The sequence below is a fragment of the Microbacterium sp. Leaf351 genome (assembly GCF_001423825.1).
Taxonomy (GTDB): Bacteria; Actinomycetota; Actinomycetes; order Actinomycetales; family Microbacteriaceae; genus Microbacterium; species Microbacterium ginsengisoli.
The window spans coordinates 23,528-24,297 of sequence record NZ_LMPK01000004.1 but is presented as its reverse complement, the minus strand read 5'-3'; the positions used below and the strand labels follow the sequence as shown (position 1 = coordinate 24,297).

Below are 770 nucleotides of genomic sequence, written 5' to 3'. Positions count from 1 at the left end.
GCCTAACCCCATCCACCACCGGAAACAACCGAAGTGACACCACACCACGGGACTTGACCGTCACGCCACACCACACCACACCACCCCGACCACGCCACACGTCGCGACAACACCAGGCCACGCCACACCACGCGACCGCACGCCGCGCCGCGCGACCACGCGCCGCCACCCCCACCGACACGCCCGGGTTGCCGCGGCATCCGATATCACGTACGATTGATCTTTGGTGCTTTGCGCCTTTATTGGCGTGTCGTTGCACCGAACCCCATCCACCGCAGACCGACCGGTCTGCCCGTCGTCAGCGAGGCTATGGCAAAGAAAGACGGTGTCATCGAGATCGAAGGCACGGTGTCCGAGGCGCTCCCCAACGCGATGTTCCGCGTCGAGCTCACCAACGGTCACAAGGTGCTGGCAACGATCTCCGGAAAGATGCGGCAGAACTACATCCGCATCATCCCCGAAGACCGCGTGGTCGTGGAGCTCAGCCCCTACGACCTGACCCGCGGCCGCATCGTCTACCGCTACCGCTGACGGCAGCACTCCGGTCGAGAAGTAACGTCCCCGGCTCCGGCGGGGGAACGAAGACAGCGAACAGGAAACGCATCATGAAGGTCAACCCCTCGGTCAAGCCGATCTGCGACCACTGCAAGGTCATCCGCCGCCACGGCAACGTGATGGTCATCTGCAAGTCGAACCCGCGCCACAAGCAGCGCCAGGGCTGAGCAGACAGAAGCTTCGTCGGGATGCCGCGGGCCGCGGCATCCCGAACC

General features: G+C 64.5%; 2 protein-coding genes. Both read left to right on the top strand.

All coding sequences use genetic code 11. The annotated features are described in order from the left end of the window. Positions 1 to 309 precede the first annotated feature (309 nt). Positions 310 to 531, top strand: a complete 222-nt coding sequence (gene infA, locus ASG00_RS02010) for a translation initiation factor IF-1 (RefSeq protein ID WP_013583992.1) — start codon at positions 310 to 312, stop codon at positions 529 to 531. Positions 532 to 605: 74 nt separating this feature from the next. Then, the gene (gene rpmJ, locus ASG00_RS02005) at positions 606 to 722 is read left to right on the top strand and encodes a 50S ribosomal protein L36 (RefSeq protein WP_022893853.1); all 117 of its coding nucleotides are present in this window, start codon (positions 606 to 608) and stop codon (positions 720 to 722) included. Positions 723 to 770: the final 48 nt, after the last annotated feature.

Bases quoted from the DNA above. Each gene is read 5' to 3' on its own strand.
- rpmJ (WP_022893853.1), top strand. From the start codon at position 606: ATGAAGGTCAACCCCTCGGTCAAGCCGATCTGCGACCACTGCAAGGTC.
- infA (WP_013583992.1), top strand. From the start codon at position 310: ATGGCAAAGAAAGACGGTGTCATCGAGATCGAAGGCACGGTGTCCGAG.